We start from the raw sequence: 14,171 nt of genomic DNA on the forward strand, positions 1-14,171 counted from the left end.
GCTCAGCCCACCCCCGCAGAAATCCGCCAAGTCCAGCAGGCATGGGCACTAGCCGCCGCATAACTGCGAAAGTCGAGAAACCCCGCGACGTCGAAAAACCGACGGCTTCCTCATCAGCGGGGCGACCGCGGGTCTGTTGCTCAAGTCATCGGTTGCGGCTGTGGGTTGGTTGAGACTTCGGCTCCGTGTCTTTTCGTGCGTGCGTTGGGCTGGCACCTTGGGCGCATGGGTCTGACCGACAGCGGATGGGTGATCAACTTGATCGCCGGCCTGGCGATCGCCGTGGGCGTCGTCGGGGTTGTGGTGCCGGTCCTTCCCGGCCTGCTGCTGAGCTGGGCCGGCGTGCTGTTGTGGGCCGCGCTGGGCGAGGGCAGCGTCGCGGTCCGCTGGCTGACCTTCGGCGTCGCCACCGCCGTGGTGCTGCTGGGCACCTTGATCAAATACCTGGTCCCCGGCCGCCGCCTGAAGAGCGCCGGCGTCCCCAACTCGGCCCTGCTGGCCGGCGGCCTGCTCGGCGTGATCGGCTTCTTCGTGATTCCGGTGATCGGCCTGCCGCTGGGCTTCGTCCTCGGCATCTACCTGGTCGAACGCACGCGCCTGGGCCCCGGCCAGGCCTGGCCCTCGACGAAGCGCGCCGTCGCCGCGGCCGGCATGGCCCTGCTGATCGAGTTCACCGCGGCCCTGGCCGTGGCCGTCATCTGGGTCTTCGGCCTGCTCTGGTCAGGCTGGCAGCTGCCCTGACGTCGTGCTCAGCGGGTGCGGCGGCCCGGGCGCCGACGGCGGCGCTGGGTCAGCAGGAGCAGGAGCGGGGTCGCGGCCAGCACCAGGGCCACCGTGACTGCCGCGACAAAGGACAACGGTTGTGACGAGTCATCGCGATCGGACCGGGTCGCGGCGGCCTGGGGCGCGGCGGGCGCCGGCTTCGGCGTCGGCGCGGCCGGGGCCAGGTCGCCGGGGGCGACGAGCTTGCCCACGGATTCGTCGCGGGGCTGGGCGAAGCCCCAGTCGAGCAGGGCGGCGCCCTGTTGCCAGCCGCGCTGGGGGCGGGCCTCGGCGCCGAGCAGGGTGACCACCAGACGGCGGCCGTTGCGTTCGGCGGCGCCGACGTAACTGTGCCTGGCCACCGTGGTGAATCCCGTCTTGCCCCCCAGCGCACCCGGGTAGTTGAAGATCAATTTGTTTTCGTTCTGGAACTGGAAGCCGCCCTTTTTCAACTTGGGCTGGGCGGGCATCTGCGCGCTTTTCGTCAGTACGTAGCGGCGGAAGTCGGCATTGGCGAAACACACCCGGGCGATCAGAGCCAGGTCGTACGCGCTGGTGAACTGGCCCGGTCCGTCAAGGCCGGACGGGGTGACGGCGTGGGTCTGGTACGCGCCCAGGCGTTTGGCGTTGGCGTTCATCGCCGCCACGGTCTTCGCCACGCCGTCCGGGCCGCCGCCACCGGCCAACCGGGCCAGTGCGTTGGCAGCGTCGTTGCCCGAGTTGAGCATCAGGCCCAGCCACAGCGTGGAGATCGGGTACTGACCGCCGACGACCAGGCCGACCGCCGAGCTGCCGGGTTCGATGTCGAGGTCGCTGCGGGCGACGGTGATCCGCTGCTTCGGGTCGAGCTTGTCGATCACGGTGGCGGCCAGCAGGGTCTTCTGGACGCTGGCCGGGGTCTGGAAGACGTGCGGGCCGCAGCCGCCCAGCACCTCGCCGGTGTCGAGGTCGGCGACCATCCAGGTGGTGGCCGTGACGGCGGGCGGCTGCCGGGCCCCGGCCGGAATGACCAGGCCGTGGGTGGCCAGCGCGTCGCCGCCGATCGCGCTGCCCACCGGGTCGTCCGCCGGCGGCACGGGTCGCGGTGGCCGGTTGGGCGGTGGTGCGACCTTCGGCTTGGGGCAGGGGACGTCGACCGCGGCACCCGCCCGGCCCGCCGCGTGCGCGGCGGTGGGGGCGGCGAGGGGGACGATCAGCATGGCCGCGCCCAGCGCAGCCAGGGAACGGCGGATCAAGGCCAGGAGACTCCCGCCTCGAGACGCTGATCGAGCAGCTGGCGCAGCGGCACCGTCTCGCCGTCACCGCCGCCCGCGCCGACGATCAGCCGGGGCGTGCTCGGGGTCAGCTCGGCCCCGGTGAAGCGGGCCCGCAACGACGCCGGCACGGTCAGCACGTAGTACTCCCCGTCGTCGCCCACGGCGACCGAGCGGTTGGACTTCAGATACCAGCCACGCACATGGGTTCGATACGTGGCGCGGCCGTCGAAGGTTCGAGCCATCAGGATATTTGGTGTCAAACCACGCTCGGCGGCCCGGCGCACGAAGTCGTCGATCAGGGCCGACGCCTCGCGGGCCTCGGCGGCCCGGCCGGCCTCGAGCGCGGCGGCGTGACCGGCGATGGCCTGCCGTCGCTGTTCCTGCCAGTCGGCGTCGCGGTCCATGCCAGCGACACTAGGTGATGCCCGGCCGACCGGCCAAGCCGAGCTTTCCCGTGGTGATTCCGGTGAATGTCGCCGGCCATAATTCGCCTTCCGTCTGTTCGGCGCCGGCGGGACGGGGCAGCCGGATGGAAATTGACGAGGCGAAAGAATGCGAATATGGCCGGGACAGTTGCGCACGAAGGCAGCGGCGCGCAACACTTGGGCGCGGTTGGTCGGATGGACTCGGGAGTCGTCATGGCGCGCCAGGTAATCACCACTCTGATCGACGATCTGGACGGAAAGAAGGCCGATCGCACGGTCGACTTCAGTCTGGACGGCATTAACTACACGATCGACCTTTCCGAGGCCAATGCGGGGAAGCTGCGTAAGGCCCTGGATCCGTACATCAACGCGGGCACCCGGCTCGGCCGGGCGGCTGCTCGCGTCTCACCCCGGCGTGCGGGTGCGCCGGCCGGTCGCACGGCCGGCTCGCGCGACGAGAATCGCCAGATCCGTGAGTGGGCGACGGCCAACGGACATCAGATTTCCGAGCGCGGCCGCATTCCACAGAGCGTGACGCAGGCATACCGCGCGGCGAACGGTCACTGACCCGCCGCCGGCGCCGAATTGCGTCCCGGCCGGAGGAAAGGCGGGGCCGGGCAATGGCAGCTGCCCGAAAGTAAAGCTTTCAGGCCGTCCGCAAGGTCTCGTTCCCGACCTCGCCGCCGGCGGCGTCGGCAAAGGCGCGCAACGCGTGCACGAGCTCGTGGCGGTCGGTGGCGGACATGCGGCCGAGCACGTCGGCCAGGGCCTGCCGGCGGCGCTCCCGCAATTGGTCGAGCAGTTTGCGCGCGGTCGGGGTGAGCAGCAGCCGCACCTCACGACGGTCGCGCGGGTCGGGCACCCGGCGCAGCAGCCCGGTGGCCTCGAGGCGGTCACACAGCCGGCTCGCCGACGACGGCACCACTTCGAGCGCCTCGGCCAGCCGGCTCATGTTCGTGTGCTGGTTCTGTGCGACGACCGTCAGCACCCGCAGCTGAGCGGGCGGCACGCTCGGGTTCTGCGCCTGGTCGGCGCCGTCGAGCACGGCCACCAGCGCGCCGACCGTCGACTCGACGGAGGCGGCGACATCGGTGAACCGATCCATGGCGGCTGTTTTCCTGTCCGTCGGACGTATTCGGTTGCGCAGTGCCCTACCCGCCCGCGGCCGAATTCATGCCGTCCGGCGGAGCCAATCGAGACAGACGATCACTGCGTCGTCCGCTGCTTCGGCGCCGGCGTGGTAATCGCGCAACGCGCGGATCACCGTACCCACCGCCTCGGTCGGGGGCTGCAGCCGCGTCCGGCGCAACGCGCTGAGCAGGCCGGAATCGCCGTACGGGGGCTTGCCGCCGGGTGTCGCCGCGTGCACGCCGTCGCTCACCACGAGCAGGCGGTCGCCCGGCTCGAGCTGGAACTTCTGCGTCTCGTAGCGGCTGTCGCCGAACATCCCGAGCGGCAGCTGCTGTTCCAGGCTGACCGGACGGATGCCGCCCTCGCGGGCGATCAGGGCCTTCGGCGAGCCGGCGTCGACCGCCTCGACGGCGCCGCCGGTCAGGTCGATCTCGAGCAACAGGGTGGCCAGGTGCGACTTGCCGCCGTAGCGCGAGTAGACGGCGTCGGAGGCGAGTTCGGACTGTTCGACGATGTTCGCCCCGGAGCGCCGGGCGTTGCGCATGGCGTTGACCGCGACCGTCGTCAGCAGGGCGGCCTCGATGCCGTCGCCGTCGCCGTTGAGCACGGTGAGGGTGAGCCGGTCGTCGGTGACGGACCAGTCGTAGTGGTCGCCGTACATCGCGTACGCCGGGTCGAGCTGACCGGCCAGGCGGAACCGTTCGCCGCCGAGCGAGCGGCCGGGCAGCAGTTCCCACTGCAACTCGGCGGCCATGGTCAGGCGCTGCCGCCGCGCCACCTGGCGGTAGCGGTCGGTGTCCTTGTCGGCGGCGCGCAGAGCGATGGCCAGCTCGTCGGCCACCGAGGCGAGCTCGGCCAGTGTCTCCCGCTCGGGAGTGCTGGTGAACCGGATGTACAGGACGCCCAGCCGGTCGCCCCACGTCGTGAGCGGCAGCAGCACGGTGCCCGTGCCGTTGTCGGTGACCGGCTGCTGGCTGCCGAAACAACGCTGCGCGAGCGGGCCGCCGGCCGCGGCGTCGGGGTCGATGACGGGCCAGAGCGCGGTCATGGTCAGGTCGCTGAGAAACAGTTCCACGTCGTCGACGGGAAACCAGGTGCGCAGATGCTGGGCCACCACCTCGGGAAGTCGGTCGGGTGGCGCTGCGCGCAGGAACGTGCCGACGGAAGCCGGACGAACGGACACTCGATCTCCTCTCCGCGAAGACGTGGGCAGGGCAATAGTTGCCGAAGAGCAAGCATCATATGCGGTGCTTCCGGGACTCCGGCGCCAGGTGCCTAGGCGAACGACTTCTCGAAGTGGATCAAGCTGCCGTTCCTCGGCACGGAGTGCATGCGGACGTTCTCGCCCAGGGCCTTGATCAGCTCCAGCCCCCGGCCGCTCTCGCTGCCGGCTTTCGACGGTCCGACCTGGTCCGGATCGAATCCGGGGCCGTTGTCGAGCACGTCGATCGAGCAGTGGTCGTCGCCGACGTCCAGGCAGACCTCGAACATGTCGGCGCCGGTCGCGTGCCGGACGACGTTCGAGCAGGCCTCGGTGACCGCGATCTCGAGGTCGTCCTGGGCCTCGTGGTCGATGCGCAGCACGGCGAGGGTGGAACGCAGCAGCCGGCGGACGGTGGGCACGCTGCCCGCTTCACGGGGCAGATCCAGCCGGACTGTCATACGCATGGTCCTGTGGTGCCCGCTCCGCCCGGCCGCTAATCGTGGCTTGCGGCGCACCGCCTCATCCGATCATCACGAGAATACGTGTTATCCAGGGGTGGCACGGACGTCTCCCTTCCCGTGGCCGGTTGGCCATCGGTATGGGAGTCCCTCGGGAAGGTTGGACAATGGCGGAACAACCCGACATCTCGGTCGTGATCGCCGCGCGTGGCGGCGATCCGGTGGCGGTCGACCGGCTGGTCGCCGGCTACCTGCCACTGGTCTACACGATCGTGGGGCGGGCGCTCGAGGGCCACGCCGACGTCGACGACGTGGTGCAGGACGTCATGCTGCGCGTGTTGCGCAACCTGGGCGACCTGCGCGAGCCCGAGGCGTTCCGGTCGTGGCTGGTGGCGATCACCGTGCGGCAGGTGCGCGAGCGCTTCCGGGCCCGCCGCGGCGCCCCCGAGCCGCTTGTCCATGAGGACGTCCGCGATCCCGGCGCCGACTTCACCGACCTGGCGATCACCCGGCTCGAGCTCAGCGGCCAGCGCCGCGAGACCGCCGAGGCCACCCGCTGGCTCGACGAGGACAATCGCGAACTGCTGTCGCTGTGGTGGCTGGAAGCCTCGGGCGAGCTGACCCGCGACGAGATCGTCGAGGCCACCGAGGTGACCCGCCAGCACGCCGCCGTCCGCATCCAGCGCATGAAGGGCCAGCTCGAGACGGCCCGGGTCGTGGTGCGGGCGCTCACCGCCAGCCCGCCCTGCGCCGAGCTGCAGATGCTCACCGTCGAGTGGGACGGGCGGCCCAGCCCGCTCTGGCGCAAGCGCATCGCCCGGCACACCCGCGAGTGCCGTTCCTGCTCGCCCTCCTGGAACGGCCTGGTCGCGGCCGAGCGCCTGCTGGCCGGGATGGCTCTGGTCCCGCTGCCCGCCGGCCTGTTCGGGAAGGGCGCGCTGGCCTCGCTCGGCGCGGCCAAGGCCGGCGCGACGGCCGGCGCCGCGAAGACCGGCGCCGCGATCAGCGCCAAACACGTCGCGGCCAAGGTCGGCTTCAGCCTTTCCCGCAAGGTGCTCACGGCCGCGCTGTCGACCACCGCCGTCGCCGGTGGGGCCGCCGCCGTGGTGGTCACCCAGCAGTCCGACCCGCCGCCGGTCACCACCGCGGCCGTGGTCGCGCCGCCCAGGGTGACTCCCACGAGCGCCGCGCCGGCCCCGTCGAAGAAGCCCACGCCGAAGCCGACGACGCAGAAGCCCAAGCCCGAGCCGACCACCAAGGCGCCGGTGGTGATCACCGCCAAGGCGAGCAAGAAGAAGGGCGTCGGCGTCTGGGAGTTCGCCCCGGCCAAGGCGGCCCTCGACGACGTCGGGGCGAGCTGGTACTACAACTGGTCGTCCACCAACCGCAGCATGCCCGGGCCGGCCGACGTCGAGTTCGTGCCCATGATCTGGGGCCAGAAGAACGTCACCGACGCCACCCTGGCCGAGGCCAAGAAGGAGGGCGATGTCCTCCTGGGGTTCAACGAGCCCGACATGGGCGGTCAGGCCAACATGACGGTCGAGGCCGCTCTCGACGCGTGGCCCCGGCTCGAGTCGACCGGCCGGCGGTTGGGCAGCCCGGCGGTCGCGTTCGGCGGCGACACCAAGGGCGGCTGGCTCGACCGGTTCATGACCGGCGCGGAGCAGAAGGGCTACCGCGTCGACTTCATCACCCTGCACTGGTACGGATCCGACTTCTCCGGTGCGGCCGTCGAGCAGTTCCTCGGTTATGTCGACGCCGTGCACAAGCGCTACAACAAGCCCATCTGGGTCACCGAGTACGGCCTGATGAACTTCAGCGGCACGCCGAAATACCCGACGCAGGCGCAACTGGTCGCCTTCATCGACGGCAGCACCAAGGGCATGCAGAAGCGGTCGTTCGTCGAGCGTTACGCCTGGTTCGGTCTGCCCGCCGTGGGCGACAGCGTCGATTTCGGCCTGTACAAGGACGGGAACAGCCCGACCGAGGCCGGGAAGGCGTACCGGGCCGCGGGTTAAGGTCGAATCATGATTCGGTTCGGGTACAAGGCTTCGGCGGAACAGTTCCCGCCGGTGGAACTCCTCAGATACGGCGTGCTGGCCGAGGAACTGGGCTTCGACTCGGTCTTCGTGAGCGACCACCTCCAGCCGTGGCGGCACGACGGCGGGCACGCCCCGGCCGCGTTGCCGTGGCTGGGCGCGCTGGCCGCCCGCACCGAGCGCATTCTGATCGGCACCAGCGTGCTGACCCCCACGTTCCGGTACCACCCGGCCGTGGTCGCGCAGGCCTTCGCCACGCTCGGCTGTCTCGCGCCGGGCCGGGCCATCCTCGGCGTCGGCTCGGGTGAGTCGCTCAACGAGGTGCCGCTGGGCCTGGAGTGGCCCGACGGCAAGGAGCGGTTCGCGCGCCTCAAGGAGGCCGTTCTGCTGATCCAGAAGCTCTGGACGGAAGACCGCGTGACGTACGAGGGTCAGTTCTACAAGACCGAGAACGCCACCATCTACGACAAGCCCGAGACGCCTGTCCCGATCTACATCGGCGCCTCCGGCCCGGCCGCCACGCGGCTGGCCGGCCGCATCTCGGACGGCTTCATCACCACCAGCGGCAAGGGCCACGCGCTCTATACCGACACGTTGCTGCCCGCCGTGCGCGAGGGGGCCGAGAAGGCCGGTCGCAAGATCGACGACCTTGACCTGATGATCGAGGTCAAGGTCAGCTTCGACGACGACTACGACAAGGCGCTCAACGACACCCAGCACTGGGGTGCGCTGGCCCTCTCGCCCGACGAGAAGACCGGGGTGGAGGACCCGATCGAGATGCAGCGGCTCTCCGACGCCCTGCCGGTCGAGCGCACGGCCAGCCGGTGGATCTGCTCGTCCGACCCCGACGAGCACCTGGGCAAGGTCGTCGAGTACCTCGACATGGGCTTCAAGCACCTGGTGTTCCACGCGCCCGGCCCCGACCAGGAGCGCTTCCTGCGCCTCTACTCCGAGCGCATCCTGCCCGAGCTGCGCAACCGCGCTTAGATCTGCGGCTTCTTCACCGAGCGGAGGCGGGCGCGGCGGCCGGTGGCCGCGCCCGCGCCCTCGCCGTTGATCACGCGCAGGTCGGGCTGGGACTGGCGGATGCCCGCGATGCGGCGCCGTCGCGAGCCGATCTCCGGGCGGAACGAGGGCTGGGTCGTGCCGCCGTCCGGCCACGGCGCCGAGTCGGGCCGGGGCTGGGTGTCGGGGCCACCGAGTCGTTCCGGATGACCGTCGCGCCACACCGGCGGAGCCGCGTTCGGCAGCTGGTGCGCGCCGGCCGTCCCGCGCCCGTACGACGCCCAGAGCGGGCGGACAGTGCGGCGGTCGGCCTGCTCCCAGCCCTTGGCGACGGTGAGCCGGCGAGTGTGATCGCTCTTCTGCCGTTCGGCCGCGAGGGCCTGGACGGCGCGGCGGTCGAGAGCTCGTCGTCCCGCGCCCGCCTCGTTGGTCTTCCCCGCCCGGCGGTCCTGCTGGTTGCGGTCCTGCTGGTTGAGCACGGGCAGCGATCGTGGGGCGAGCGGCCCACGGTCCAGCTCATGGACGGCGGGCAGCGAACGTGGAACGAGCGGCCGCGGGGCGCCGGTCGCGTGGCGTCCGCCCGTCTTCCGCTCGCGCAATGCCGTCCGCAGCCAGTGGTGCAGCCGCGGACGGTCGGATCGCAGCGCTCGGCGGATCGGCGGGAAGGCGACGCTGGCGACCTCGGCGACGCGCAGGCCGCGCACCGCGGGCCGCAACGCCAGCAGCGGCCCTACCTCTGGTCCCGCGCCCCAGGCGGCATCCGCGCCGGCCGTCGCGCCCGGCGAAGGATCCGGGAGGCCGAGGTCCGGCACGGTGTCGCGCCAGAACGCCGCGTACCCGAAACCGGGGTCGGTGCGGTGGGTGCCCAGCAACGTGTTGAGGCACCAGATCAGCAGCAGGTTGGCCCAGCGGCGGAACCGGCCGCCGGTCAGGTCGCGCCCGCCGGCCGAGTAACGCGAGCCCAGGGCGACGTCGGCCCCGCCGACCAGCGCGGCCACGAACCGGGGGATCTCGGCCGGGTCGGTCGAGCCGTCCCCGTTGAGGGTGACCACCACGTCGCCCCGGGCCACCCCGACGCCGGAGGCCAGCGCGTTGCCGGCTCCGGCCGAACCGGGCCGTACGAGGATCGCGCCCGGCTGCTCCGGCAGGGCGCTGTCGATGTCCACCACGACGATCTCGTCCACTCCGGGCATCCCGCGCAGCATCAGGCGCAGCGCCGCGGGATCGCGGACGGGGATCACGACGCTTACAGAGGGTGACTCTGTCCGGCGCCGGTTCGTCGCTGCGGAAGGCGGCGAAGGAAGCATGGCGGTGCTCCTCAGGCTGGTTTCTGATCAAGGAAACTACCGGTCGGCAACCGAACAGCAACTCGCCGAAACGGTGGAGGGCGACACCCGCCCGTCGGGTCCGGGCGGACCGAATGGCCCCGGGTCGCCGCTACGCTCCGTACGGGAATGGGGGTTTCGGGGTAGGGTTTGATCGGTTGCGGGGTATGTCCTGGTCGACCGGGAAACACACCCCGTGCCGTTCGAGATCTGCGCTGAAGAGATCATTCCGGCCGTGGAGGCGTTCTGAGCATGGGCATCGAGGCGGTCGTCTTCGACCTGGACGGCGTGATCATCGACTCCGAGGAGGTGTGGGAGGAGGTCCGGCGCGGCTACGTGGCCGAGTACGACCGCGAATTCCTCCCCGACACCCAGGACCGCATGATGGGGATGAGCACCCCGGAATGGTCCGGGCACCTGGCGAACGAGGTCGGCGTTCCGCGTACGCCCGAACAGGTCGCCGCCGAGGTGCTGGGCCGGATGGCCGAGCGCTACCGCACCGCGCTGCCGGTGATTCCCGGTTCGGTCGAGGCCGTACGCCGTCTCGGCACCCGCTTCCCCCTCGGCCTGGCCAGCTCGTCGGCCCGCATCCTGATCGACCAGGTGCTCGAGACGGCCGGCCTGACCGACGCCTTCCGGGTCACGCTCTCCACCGAGGAGGTGCCTCGCGGGAAGCCGTACCCCGACGTCTACCTCACCGCCGCCGAGAAGCTCGGCCTGAGCCCCGCCGTCTGTGCCGCCGTCGAGGACTCGAGCAACGGGTTGCGCTCGGCGGCCGCCGCCGGGCTGGCCGTCATCGCCGTCCCGCACGGTGTGTATCCGCCGGCGCCGGACGCGCTCGCCCAGGCGTCACTGGTCGTCCGGAACATCGCCGAACTCACCGCGGAGATGATCGACACGCTTCGGTGATTCGTCACGGTTAACACGCATTACACATCCAGGTGTGAAACATTCTCGCGCCGGGTAGGTGGCGGGCGACTTTCCCTTGGAGGTGGCCTGTGGCGCTTGCCGCGGAGAGCGGGCTGAGGCTCGATCTCGACATCATCGACTACCTGATCCTGATCCTCTACTTCGGCACCGTCCTGGGTGTCGGCTTCGCGGCACGAAGAGCGATCAAGACCAGCGCCGACTTCTTCCTCTCCGGGCGCTCGCTGCCGGCCTGGGTGACCGGCCTCGCGTTCGTCTCGGCCAACCTGGGCGCGCTGGAAATCCTCGGCATGGCCGCCAACGGCGCCCAGTACGGCCTGCTCACGCTGCACTACTACTGGATCGGCGCGGTGCCGGCCATGGTGTTCCTCGGCATCGTGATGATGCCGTTCTACTACGGCTCCAAGGTGCGCAGTGTCCCCGAGTTCCTGAAGCGGCGCTTCAACAAGCCGACGCACATCTTCAACGCGATCAGCTTCGCCGTCGCGCAGGTCCTCATCGCCGGCGTGAACCTCTTCGCGCTCGCGCTGATTCTGGACGCGCTGCTCGGCTGGGAGCTCTGGGTGTCGATCGTCGTCGGGGCCGCGATCGTGCTGACCTACATCACGATCGGTGGCCTCTCGTCGGCGATCTACAACGAGGTGCTGCAGTTCTTCGTCATCCTGGCCGGCCTGATCCCGCTCACGATCATCGGTCTGGTCAAGGTCGGCGGCATCGACGGCCTGTTCGACGCGGTCCGCAGCGGCCCGCTCGGCGACGCCGCCCTGCACACCTGGTCGAACACCGGCAACAGCGCCGACAACCCGCTCGGCGCCAACTGGATCGGCATCCTCTTCGGCCTGGGCTTCGTGCTGTCGTTCGGCTACTGGACGACCAACTTCGCCGAGGTGCAGCGCGCGCTCTCGGCCAAGAACATGAACGCGGCCCGCCGTACGCCGATCATCGCTGCCTTCCCCAAGCTGCTGATCCCCGGCGTGACCGTGATCCCGGGTCTGATCGCGGCCGTCACGATCACCGGGCTCGGGGCCAAGGAGGGCGACCTCACCTACAACAACGCGATCCCCCTGCTGATGGAGGATCTGCTGCCCAACGGCGTGCTGGGCGTCGCGGTCACCGGTCTGCTGGCCTCGTTCATGGCCGGCATGGCGGCCAACGTCAGCGGCTTCAACACCGTCTTCACGTACGACATCTGGCAGGCCTACATCAAGAAGGGCCGCAGCGACGAGTACTACCTGCGGATCGGCCGCTACGCCACGATCGGCGGTGTGATCATCGGTATCGGCACGGCGTTCATCGCCTCCGGCTACGGCAACATCATGGAGTACATCCAGCAGCTGTTCTCGCTCTTCAACGCGCCGCTGTTCGCCACCTTCATCGTCGGCATGTTCTGGAAGCGGATGACGCCGTGGGCCGGCTTCTGGTCGCTGCTGCTGGGCTTCCTCGCCTCGCTCGCGCTCTACGTGGCCTACCTGACCGACGCCCTCACGTTCAACTCGGCGCTGGAGCAGAGCTTCTGGGGCGCCGGTGTGGCCTTCGTGACAGCGGTCGTCGTGGCCGTCGCGGTCACCTTCTTCACGCCTTCGAAGCCCGAGGACGAGCTGCGCGGCCTCGTCTACGGTCTCGGCGGCACCAGCAACGGCACGGTGGTCGTCTCCGGCGAGAAGGTCTGGTGGCGCAACCCCGTCGTGCTCGGCACGATCGCCGTCGTGCTGGCCATCGCCCTGTACATCCCGGTCTGGTAAGGAGGCCTCGACATGGCAGACAACGACCAGGTCGACGAGAAGAAGTTGTCGGCGGCGGCAAAACTCTTCGACGTGCGGCGGGTGATCGGCGGATTGTTCGTCGTCTACGGCGTGATCGTCACGGTGGTGGGCATCTTCGACACCCAGGCCGAGATCGACAAGGCCCAGGGCGTCCGGATCAACCTGTGGATGGGCATCGGCATGCTCGTGCTGGGGTTGCTCTTCCTGCTGTGGCTGCGGCTCAACCCGCCCGAGCCGCCCGCCCCTTCGGACATCGACGACGAGCGGCCCCCGGCCGACTGATGTCCTCCGCGGTGTGACCCGGTAGCCATCGGGTTGCACCGCCCCCGAATTCTCGACTCAGGGCCGGGGTAACCGATACCCCCGGCATGGAAGCCATCGCCCCCATCAGCAACGCCAGGTCGGGCGGGTACCGTACCGCCGGCTGGCAACAGCAGGTCCGTGTCGACTACGCCGTAAACAAGATCATGCAGACCCATCGGGGTCACAACGAGGATCAGGTCGCCCAGGCCATTCACGACCAGCTCCGCGCCGTCGGCGTGGTGCCCAACGGCCGCCAGATCGCCCAGTACGCCGCGGCGATCTCGGCCCTGCCCGAACTGCCGCCCAACAACAAGTAGCGAGTGGCCCGGTCCGGTGACCGGGCCACTTCTCTTACGGGGCGGCGAATCTTCTCTTACGAGGCGGCGAATCGCAGGATCTTGTCGTCGCCCTCGCGCGGGTCGCCCCGGCCGTCACGGTTCGAGGTGGTTACCCAGAGCGCGCCGTCGGGCGCCACTGCCACCGTACGAAGCCGGCCGTACTCGCCGTTGAGCTCGGCCTTGGGCTCGCCACCGCCCAGCGGGACTGTCCACAACCGCTCGCCGCGCAGGCCGGCCACGTAGAGCGTGTCACCGGCGACCGCCGCCCCCGACGGGGAGGCCTCGTCGGTGCTCCACTGCACGAGCGGGTCGACGTACCTGCTGTTGCCCTCCTTGCCCTCGGCCTCGGGCCAGCCGTAGTTCCGGCCGGGCTGGATGACGTTGACCTCGTCCCACGTGTTCTGGCCGAACTCGATGCCGTACATCTTCTTGTCCGGTCCCCAGGCCAGGCCCTGCACGTTGCGGTGGCCCAGCGACCAGACCCGGGAGCCCTCGTCGGGGTTGCCGGGCGCCGCCCGGCCGTCCCGGGTGATCCGCAGGATCTTGCCGTTGAGGTCGTCGCGGTCCTGCGACTCGCTGCCGTTGCCGGCGTCGCCCGTGCCCACGTACAGGAAGCCGTCGGGCCCGAAGGCCAGGCGCCCGCCGTTGTGGACGCCGGCCTTGTCGATGCCGTCGAGGATGATCCGCGGCTTGCCGTCGCCCAGCCGGAACTGGATGATCCGGTTGTCGCCGGACGCGGTGAAGTAGGCGTACACGTATTTGTTCCGCGCGTACTCCGGGTCGACGGCGATGCCGAGCAGCCCGCCCTCGCCGCCCGCGTCGACCCCGTCGACCTGGTGGACCCGCTCCGGGTCGCCGCCACCGGCCGGGATCCGCAGGATGTCGCCGCTGTCGCGCTCGCTCACCAGGGCCGAGCCGTCGGGCAGGAAAGCCAGCCCCCACGGCACCTCGAGCCCGCTCACGATCGTCTGCGGCTTACCGAGATCAGGCGACTTCGCCGCGGTCGCGGTGGCGGACGGGGACGCGGCGGCCGACGAGGGCGGCGGAGCGAAAGTGGTCTCGCCGCGGGGCGTGGCCGCCTCGCCGTCGGAGCAGGCGACCAGGAGGAACGTGCCGGCCGTGGCGAAGACGAGACGTGTCCGGGCAACGGGTTTCATCGCCCAACGGTGCCACGGCACGCTGAACTTCACCTGATTACCGCACTCATGATCTTCGTGGCGGCCAGGATGGGCGGG

The 14,171-nt window shown here is 70.2% G+C and carries 15 protein-coding genes; 8 read left to right on the forward strand and 7 right to left on the reverse strand.

Going from position 1 to position 14,171, the window contains the following annotated elements; all coding sequences use genetic code 11:
• Nucleotides 1-225: 225 nt before the first annotated feature.
• On the forward strand, nt 226-741 hold the full coding sequence (locus tag LXN57_RS15140) for a DUF456 domain-containing protein (protein ID WP_251798803.1): 516 nt from the start codon (nt 226-228) through the stop codon (nt 739-741).
• Between the two features lie 8 nt (nt 742-749).
• Here the strand turns inward: LXN57_RS15140 and LXN57_RS15145 are convergent, their stop codons facing one another.
• Both LXN57_RS15145 and LXN57_RS15150 read right to left on the reverse strand, forming a co-directional pair.
• Entirely contained in the window at nt 750-1,994 is a 1,245-nt protein-coding gene (locus LXN57_RS15145) for a D-alanyl-D-alanine carboxypeptidase family protein (protein WP_438872876.1), read from the reverse strand.
• Complete coding sequence (locus LXN57_RS15150) at nt 1,994-2,422, reverse strand: hypothetical protein (RefSeq protein WP_221377811.1); 429 nt, start codon at nt 2,420-2,422, stop codon at nt 1,994-1,996. Before LXN57_RS15150 ends, LXN57_RS15145 begins: the two co-directional genes overlap by 1 nt.
• 234 nt (nt 2,423-2,656) lie before the next feature.
• Here LXN57_RS15150 and LXN57_RS15155 point away from each other — a divergent pair, with 234 nt between their 5' ends.
• Entirely contained in the window at nt 2,657-3,010 is a 354-nt protein-coding gene (locus tag LXN57_RS15155) for a histone-like nucleoid-structuring protein Lsr2 (protein ID WP_251798869.1), read from the forward strand.
• A gap of 79 nt (nt 3,011-3,089) precedes the next feature.
• Here the strand turns inward: LXN57_RS15155 and LXN57_RS15160 are convergent, their stop codons facing one another.
• The 3 genes from LXN57_RS15160 to LXN57_RS15170 all read right to left on the reverse strand — a co-directional run bounded on the left by LXN57_RS15160 (nt 3,090) and on the right by LXN57_RS15170 (nt 5,242).
• On the reverse strand, nt 3,090-3,548 hold the full coding sequence (locus LXN57_RS15160; RefSeq protein WP_251798805.1) for a MarR family winged helix-turn-helix transcriptional regulator: 459 nt from the start codon (nt 3,546-3,548) through the stop codon (nt 3,090-3,092).
• 66 nt (nt 3,549-3,614) lie between these two features.
• Complete coding sequence (locus tag LXN57_RS15165) at nt 3,615-4,757, reverse strand: PP2C family protein-serine/threonine phosphatase (RefSeq protein ID WP_251798806.1); 1,143 nt, start codon at nt 4,755-4,757, stop codon at nt 3,615-3,617.
• A 92-nt stretch (nt 4,758-4,849) separates the two neighbouring features.
• Nucleotides 4,850-5,242, reverse strand: a complete 393-nt coding sequence (locus LXN57_RS15170) for an ATP-binding protein (protein WP_251798807.1) — start codon at nt 5,240-5,242, stop codon at nt 4,850-4,852.
• A 161-nt stretch (nt 5,243-5,403) separates the two neighbouring features.
• Between LXN57_RS15170 and LXN57_RS15175 the strand changes: the two genes are divergently transcribed.
• Together LXN57_RS15175 and fgd are read left to right on the forward strand one after the other, a co-directional pair.
• Nucleotides 5,404-7,254, forward strand: a complete 1,851-nt coding sequence (locus tag LXN57_RS15175) for a sigma-70 family RNA polymerase sigma factor (RefSeq protein ID WP_251798808.1) — start codon at nt 5,404-5,406, stop codon at nt 7,252-7,254.
• A 9-nt stretch (nt 7,255-7,263) separates the two neighbouring features.
• Nucleotides 7,264-8,262, forward strand: coding sequence for a glucose-6-phosphate dehydrogenase (coenzyme-F420) (gene fgd, locus LXN57_RS15180; protein ID WP_251798809.1), 999 nt, complete (start codon nt 7,264-7,266; stop codon nt 8,260-8,262).
• Here fgd and LXN57_RS15185 read toward each other — a convergent pair.
• The gene (locus LXN57_RS15185; protein ID WP_251798810.1) at nt 8,259-9,521 is read right to left on the reverse strand and encodes a glycosyltransferase family 2 protein; all 1,263 of its coding nucleotides are present in this window, start codon (nt 9,519-9,521) and stop codon (nt 8,259-8,261) included. The genes fgd and LXN57_RS15185 overlap by 4 nt on opposite strands.
• 336 nt (nt 9,522-9,857) lie before the next feature.
• On the opposite strand from LXN57_RS15185, the gene LXN57_RS15190 reads away from it, so the two are divergent.
• The 4 genes from LXN57_RS15190 (at nt 9,858) to LXN57_RS15205 (ending at nt 12,915) form a co-directional block, all read left to right on the forward strand.
• Nucleotides 9,858-10,514 (forward strand): HAD family hydrolase, encoded by a 657-nt coding sequence (locus tag LXN57_RS15190; RefSeq protein ID WP_251798811.1) that lies wholly within the window; start codon nt 9,858-9,860, stop codon nt 10,512-10,514.
• Between the two features lie 89 nt (nt 10,515-10,603).
• On the forward strand, nt 10,604-12,274 hold the full coding sequence (locus tag LXN57_RS15195) for a sodium:solute symporter family protein (protein WP_251798812.1): 1,671 nt from the start codon (nt 10,604-10,606) through the stop codon (nt 12,272-12,274).
• A gap of 12 nt (nt 12,275-12,286) precedes the next feature.
• Nucleotides 12,287-12,577, forward strand: a complete 291-nt coding sequence (locus LXN57_RS15200) for a hypothetical protein (RefSeq protein WP_251798813.1) — start codon at nt 12,287-12,289, stop codon at nt 12,575-12,577.
• An 86-nt stretch (nt 12,578-12,663) separates the two neighbouring features.
• Entirely contained in the window at nt 12,664-12,915 is a 252-nt protein-coding gene (locus LXN57_RS15205) for a hypothetical protein (RefSeq protein ID WP_251798814.1), read from the forward strand.
• 56 nt (nt 12,916-12,971) lie between these two features.
• Here LXN57_RS15205 and LXN57_RS15210 read toward each other — a convergent pair whose 3' ends face one another.
• Nucleotides 12,972-14,093 (reverse strand): PQQ-dependent sugar dehydrogenase, encoded by a 1,122-nt coding sequence (locus LXN57_RS15210; protein ID WP_251798815.1) that lies wholly within the window; start codon nt 14,091-14,093, stop codon nt 12,972-12,974.
• Between the last annotated feature and the right edge of the window lie 78 nt (nt 14,094-14,171).

It is taken from the genome of Paractinoplanes hotanensis (assembly GCF_023717965.1).
Lineage (GTDB): Bacteria > Actinomycetota > Actinomycetes > Mycobacteriales > Micromonosporaceae > Actinoplanes > Actinoplanes polyasparticus.

Coding starts and splice junctions, on each gene's coding strand:
- LXN57_RS15140 (WP_251798803.1), top strand. CDS start 226: ATGGGTCTGACCGACAGCGGATGGGTGATCAACTTGATCGCCGGCCTG.
- LXN57_RS15170 (WP_251798807.1), bottom strand. CDS start 5,242: ATGCGTATGACAGTCCGGCTGGATCTGCCCCGTGAAGCGGGCAGCGTG.
- fgd (WP_251798809.1), top strand. CDS start 7,264: ATGATTCGGTTCGGGTACAAGGCTTCGGCGGAACAGTTCCCGCCGGTG.
- LXN57_RS15200 (WP_251798813.1), top strand. CDS start 12,287: ATGGCAGACAACGACCAGGTCGACGAGAAGAAGTTGTCGGCGGCGGCA.
- LXN57_RS15175 (WP_251798808.1), top strand. CDS start 5,404: ATGGCGGAACAACCCGACATCTCGGTCGTGATCGCCGCGCGTGGCGGC.
- LXN57_RS15210 (WP_251798815.1), bottom strand. CDS start 14,093: ATGAAACCCGTTGCCCGGACACGTCTCGTCTTCGCCACGGCCGGCACG.
- LXN57_RS15155 (WP_251798869.1), top strand. CDS start 2,657: ATGGCGCGCCAGGTAATCACCACTCTGATCGACGATCTGGACGGAAAG.
- LXN57_RS15190 (WP_251798811.1), top strand. CDS start 9,858: ATGGGCATCGAGGCGGTCGTCTTCGACCTGGACGGCGTGATCATCGAC.
- LXN57_RS15205 (WP_251798814.1), top strand. CDS start 12,664: ATGGAAGCCATCGCCCCCATCAGCAACGCCAGGTCGGGCGGGTACCGT.
- LXN57_RS15160 (WP_251798805.1), bottom strand. CDS start 3,548: ATGGATCGGTTCACCGATGTCGCCGCCTCCGTCGAGTCGACGGTCGGC.
- LXN57_RS15150 (WP_221377811.1), bottom strand. CDS start 2,422: ATGGACCGCGACGCCGACTGGCAGGAACAGCGACGGCAGGCCATCGCC.